At 62.0% G+C, this 5427-nt stretch carries 5 protein-coding genes and 1 tRNA gene; 1 reads left to right on the forward strand and 5 read right to left on the reverse strand.

All coding sequences use genetic code 11. The features are described 5' to 3' along the window. Positions 1-33 precede the first annotated feature (33 nt). A tRNA-OTHER gene (locus P1T08_18085) sits at positions 34-113 on the reverse strand. Positions 114-523: 410 nt separating this feature from the next. On the opposite strand from P1T08_18085, the gene P1T08_18090 reads away from it, so the two are divergent. Continuing rightward, positions 524-1582, forward strand: a complete 1059-nt coding sequence (locus P1T08_18090) for a DUF3644 domain-containing protein (protein MDF1597988.1) — start codon at positions 524-526, stop codon at positions 1580-1582. A 213-nt stretch (positions 1583-1795) separates the two neighbouring features. Here the strand turns inward: P1T08_18090 and P1T08_18095 are convergent, their stop codons facing one another. From P1T08_18095 to P1T08_18110, 4 genes are all read right to left on the reverse strand, one after another. Continuing rightward, positions 1796-2245: a toll/interleukin-1 receptor domain-containing protein gene (locus tag P1T08_18095; GenBank protein ID MDF1597989.1), complete on the reverse strand. Its 450-nt coding sequence runs from the start codon at positions 2243-2245 to the stop codon at positions 1796-1798. A 685-nt stretch (positions 2246-2930) separates the two neighbouring features. After that, positions 2931-3647, reverse strand: coding sequence for a hypothetical protein (locus tag P1T08_18100; GenBank protein ID MDF1597990.1), 717 nt, complete (start codon positions 3645-3647; stop codon positions 2931-2933). Positions 3648-3651: 4 nt separating this feature from the next. Further along, positions 3652-4581 carry a site-specific DNA-methyltransferase gene (locus P1T08_18105; GenBank protein ID MDF1597991.1) on the reverse strand — a complete coding sequence of 310 codons (930 nt, stop codon included), beginning with the start codon at positions 4579-4581 and terminating at the stop codon, positions 3652-3654. A 238-nt stretch (positions 4582-4819) separates the two neighbouring features. Then, positions 4820-5326, reverse strand: coding sequence for an SEC-C metal-binding domain-containing protein (locus P1T08_18110; GenBank protein ID MDF1597992.1), 507 nt, complete (start codon positions 5324-5326; stop codon positions 4820-4822). Between the last annotated feature and the right edge of the window lie 101 nt (positions 5327-5427).

Consider the following 5427-nt stretch of genomic DNA (forward strand, 5'->3'; position numbering starts at 1 on the left):
CAGAATCCCCTGTGTTTACAGGGGATTCTGAGGTGGGCGCTACTGGGATCGAACCAGTGACCTCTGCCGTGTGAAGGTCTTCCAGGGCATTTCGGTGACCTGCGAGAACGCCCAGAAATGGCCTCTGACCTGGGGTTTCATCACTCATCGAAGCTCAGGGATTTGCATCGTTTCTCAGCAAGACGCGTCCCATGCGCGTCCTGGGGTAACGATCGAAATCTGCCCCCTGGCGGTCACCAGCAACCGACGACCAATCCGCCACACTGAGTGGGCGTTGACGCCGGGTGGTCGGTGTCTATCAAGTCCATGTCCGTTCCTCGCCCGCACGTCGACCGCGGTCGCGGCGAGTCCCTATCGAGCGCATTGGGGTGGTCCTGGGCATTGCTGCCGATGTTGGCACCAATGCTCGGCGCGACGCGCCGGGCGCAGTATCCGCCCAGCCGGACCTGCGGCCCAGGACGATTGAGCCTGGCGTTTCTTGCGGCCGTGCATGGCAGTGGCCTGCTGCATGTACCCTCATGGGATGGCACGGCGACCACGCTGGCATCACATGGCGATGGCAGGACGCGAAGAGGCGTTGCAGGCGGTCGAGATTCACAACAGTCCGCTGTCGCCGCGGCCGCTTGAGGGTTTCCTCGTCCACATGCACATAGCGTGGCTGTACGTACTGCACGCCGGATTCACCAAGAACGGCGTGAACTTCCATTACCGCCGCCCCAACGGACGGTACGAGCTGGTCGATGGAGAGCGTAAGGCGTGGGACTTGACAAAGTCGGTGAAGGAGCGCTGGCCGAACACTGCTGACCCTGTTCGAGCGAACCTCGAGCTGACTGCGTCGTTGAGGAACAAGGTCGAACATCGATACGAGCGCGGCCTCCAAGTGGTGAGCTACGGGTTCACACAAGCGCTCACCCTCAACTTGGAGAACGAACTCGTGGACGAGTTCGGCCCGAACTACTCGATGGCCGACCGCGTCCACCTCCCAGTGTCGTTGTCGGCGTTCACCCGGGAGGGTGCCGCAGCGATGGTGGCTGCGCAGGCCCAACTTCCGGAGCGGCTCCGCGATTGGATCATCGACTACCGCGCTGGGCTCGACGAGTCCGTTAGGACTAGCAAGGCGTTTGAATTCCGCATCGAGATCACCCAGAAGCGATCGCCGACCAGCGAAGCAGATCTAGCAGTTGAGTTCGTGCGTCTCGACGACCTGACCCTCGAGGAGGTTCAGGCCTACGAGGCGTTGGAGCGGACCGGACGGGTCATCATACGGGACAAGCTGTTACCCGACCCAGGGTGGATGCGCCCTTCGCAAGCAGCCGCGGAGATCCAAGCCCAGATCGGCTACCGATTCAAGCCGTCGGCCGAATTCCCAAAGGCGTGGAAGCACTACAAGGTGCGACCACCTTCTTCGGCCGCCGGTGAGGCCCGGCATAAGACGGATCTGAAGTACTGCAGATGGAATCGGTCGTTCGAACAGTACGAGTACAACAAGGCTTTCGTCGCGAAGGTGGTCGACGAATGCACCACAGCCGACGGATTCGAGCACGTCATCGGGTGGCAGCCGAAGCCGATCCCACCTGTGTAGAGGTACCGTCGCCACCCGATCGTCATCGCTCGGCTGACGATTCGTCGGTACTGGTTCAACGACGCGTCAGTCACCCGACACGTGAGCGTCCAGGGTGCTCGACAGTGGCCCCTGGGCCCACTGGCTCACGGCCGTCCCGGACACCGTGAAGTACGCCGCCGTCCCATAACCTCGTGCGTAGTGACAGCGGTCTGTTCCACCAATCGCCGGGTGCTAGTCGAGATCAACGCCGAGCACAGACTCCGCAATCTTGGCCGCCACCTCACCTAGTGAGGAGTCCGAGGTTGAAAGGCCGGCACGCGATGCGAGAAGAGGACTCTCCGCACGGAGTTCGTCATACGTCACGTCGTCGCTCACGGGAATCACGCGGTCGGTCGCTAGCAAGGCGCCCAACTCCTTGTCGGCGAAGCCACCGTTTCGGAGTGCGACCAGCATGTTTGGCGTCACGAGCACGATCCCGACGCGACTGACCCGAAGGCCGGCGTCAAGCTGGCGGGCAAGGCTCCTACCGAGTACGACCTCCCGCTCGCTGAACCAGACATCCACACTGAGACTGCTCAGCGCTTCAAACAGATCCGTTGCGGCCCCGGTCCGATCAGCCCACGCATGGCACAAGAAAACGTCTCGCTCGCGCTCAACGTCGGCGTTGACGACATCGCGCACATGGTCGAGGAAACTGCTTTCAGGCTGTGTATACGTCAGTCGGCTTGTTCGCCTAGGTATCGGTCGCTGCGCACCAGGTGGACTCAAGGAACTCGTTTGGACGACGGACGGGTGCGAAACGACTTGGTGCTTGACAGTCCTCGTAATAGTGATCCGCCGCGTCTGCTTGATTCTGATGGTGCCAATTCGACGTCTCTGAGCCATGCGGCATTATGCCACGTCGAACACATGTTTGGTAGGCGTGACACCGAGCAGGCCTGCCAACCCTTCGGACGGTCTTGTCGACTTCGCGTGGGCGGGCGAACCTTCGGCCGTCGGCTTGGGAACACCAGGACCGGCGTCAGGATGATTCGGGTCCATTCTGCACGTTCGAGTGCCGCGCCGCCCGGCCCGTCGGTGATGGGGTCGGTGCCGCAAGGTCAGCTTTGCGGAGAGCACCGCTCGATATCCGAATACACCCTCGCCCTTGTCTCAGAGCGCCCGGAATGGGACCGCCCAAAAGAACTCGGGTCCGGGCATCAGGGCGACCGACTGGCAACTCAGAGGCAGTCAGCTGTATGTGCACCGCAACGCCATCTACTGACGGCGTCTGGGAAGATCGTCGTGTCCGGTCCTCGAACCGATCCCGTGCGGCGAGGCGGCCCATCGCACCAATCCGCCACCCGCGCGGTCGCCCTGGCCCTATTCAAACCTCACCAAACCGGGCGTCATACGCCACGGCAATGCTCTCAATGAACTCCTCCCAACGGAGGCCGCTCGCCACCGGTGGCAGGTCCGGCTCGATGGCGCCAGTCTCGCGGTCGAAGGCAACGACTGCGATCCCCTCGAGGAGGTGCGGCGCATCTCCCTCGGTCTCCCGACCGCCGGCTCTCATGAAGCGGGCAACCGCGCGGGAAACAAGGTGGCTCGTTGACTTCCAATCGGTGTCTGAACCCGATTTCACGCGCTCGGTCGTGGGAAGAGTCAGGATTCCACCGACCACTGCGAACGGGAACTTCAGGTGGATGTTGACGGCGAACGTCCTGACGTCGCCGAATCGATTCCATATCGCACGGCCGACCGCCAGGTGAACCGGCTTGATCTCGACAGCAAGCGTCAATCCGTGGATCTCGGAGATCTCGGACACATCGGCCTTAACGCTCCGCAAGCCACCGCCAACCTCCCTCTCGCCTGCTACTGCTCGGTCGAGGCCCAAGCCGTGATCTCGGAGATCACCAAGAGTGACCTCAGCCAGGGCGTTTGACAGCCTGATTTGCGCGGCCTTCCCCTTGTCTCCGCCGAGCTCGGTCGCGTTGCGGATGTATTCGGCGGATGCCCTGCAGTAGTCCTCGATAGTGGGGCGCTCTCGCCCGACTAGACCATCCACGAGATCGAGGCCTGTCGGTTCGGGCGCTCTAGTCATCGTCTCATCCGATCAGGTCAAGAGCGGTCTGCGCTTTTGTACCCAGGGTGGCCTCGACCCGATTGACGGACATGGCGAAGTACTCCGGATCCACTTCGATGCCGATGCTGTTGCGGCCGCACGCAGCGGCTGCGGCGGCGGTAGTTCCGGTACCGACGAATGGGTCGAGCACAGTGTCGCCGACAAACGAGAACATCCGGATCAAGCGGTGGGCAAGTGATAATGGGAACGGTGCCGGGTGGCTCGCCGTGGACGCTCCTCCGAGCGTCCACACCTGCTGGAACCAGTTCGCGTGATCGGTTGCAGGGATGACCGACAGCAGCCGGGTTGCGAGGTCGGGTTTGCGGTATCCACCTGGCTTCCGCTGGAACAAGATGTACTCGACGTCATTCTTGACGACGCCGTTCGGCTCGAACGGCTTGCCGAAGAAACCGCCCGGTCCCATCTCATATTGGGCGTTGGCGATCTTGTACCAGATGATCGGCGCCAGGTTGTCGAAGCCAACGTGACGGCACCGCTCCTGAATGCTTGCGTGGAGAGGAAACACCAGATGCCGACCGTAGGCGCGCCGTGACACGTTCACGTCACCGACCACAACTATGAGCCGTCCACCCGGTACCAGCGCTCGATATGCGCGCCGCCACACATGGTCGAGCTCGTCGAGGAACTGCTCGTAGTCGGCCACGTCGCCGAGCTGGTCGTCGTGGTCGTTGTACTTCTTGAGTGTCCAGTACGGAGGAGAGGTCAGCACCAGGTCCACGCTCTCGTCCTCAATCTCAACTTGCCGGCTGTCCGCGTGGTAGAGCAAGTGTTTGGTCTCGAGACCACTGACTACATGCTCGATCTGGGCGCATGCAGCGGGATCCTTGGCGATCGCAGGAATGGCCTTCTGTGGCTCCTCAACTATCTGCTGGAGCAAGGTAGGCGGCGCCAACGAGCGGTGTTCGCTTCGCTCGACCCTGTGGCCGAGCACGATTGAAGCTTCGGTGCGTTTGTCGATATTCGTTGCCGCCAAGCTCACGGGTCCACCTCGCTACGAGTCGATCGGATGCCCGGACCACTCTCGAAGGGTTAAGTTACACGATTGTAATCCGCACAACCACCGTACCTCGGCGGTCCGACAGAATCGTGAGAGTGAGACCGGTCCCGAGCTCACCATTCAGAGATGTCGCTCACCTGCTACCTATTCCATGGCAGTGCTTGTGCTTCAGCCCCGACCCGCATGGACATCGTTCGTTGCGGCCGACCTTTGGATCCTTCGCGGCAGGTCGAGCCGACAACCTCGTTGTCAACTCAGTCCGTTGCTCTCGAGCTTCTAGTTCTTCCTCCCAGTGGCGCAGCCGCTCGTCCTGCCTGCGAAGACGCCCTTCCGAAACCTTGATCTCGCGTTCACGGGCGTGGACCTGCGCCTCCCGTGCTGCCAACTGTCCTTCCGCTCGACCCGCGAGGAGTGGCACGTCTTCCCCGGTGGACTGGCCGAATACGCTCACCAGCTCGCGGTCGATGAGCGCCAAGATCGCCCGGCCCATAGAGATCCCCGCTGCTTCGCAATACCGCTTCCACGTCGCCCACTTCGCCGCCGTCACCGGAACCCTGACCATCTGGAAGCGCTCATCCTGGCCGAGCCCGGCGAGCAGCTTCCGATCGATCCTCGCCAGTGTTCCTCGGTCGAGCTCCATCACGGCCTCGCGTGTCTACACGTGGACATCGGGCAACTTGTCAGTGGTTTACCTTCGGGTGGGAGCGCCGGTTGGTGCTCTTGGAGACTGGTGATGGCCAC

This window comes from Acidimicrobiia bacterium (assembly GCA_029210695.1).
Taxonomy (GTDB): domain Bacteria; phylum Actinomycetota; class Acidimicrobiia; order Spongiisociales; family JAHEDJ01; genus JAHEDJ01.

Excerpts from the sequence above, each read along its gene's own strand:
- P1T08_18090 (MDF1597988.1), top strand. The coding sequence starts at position 524 with ATGGCACGGCGACCACGCTGGCATCACATGGCGATGGCAGGACGCGAA.
- P1T08_18100 (MDF1597990.1), bottom strand. The coding sequence starts at position 3,647 with ATGACTAGAGCGCCCGAACCGACAGGCCTCGATCTCGTGGATGGTCTA.
- P1T08_18110 (MDF1597992.1), bottom strand. The coding sequence starts at position 5,326 with ATGGAGCTCGACCGAGGAACACTGGCGAGGATCGATCGGAAGCTGCTC.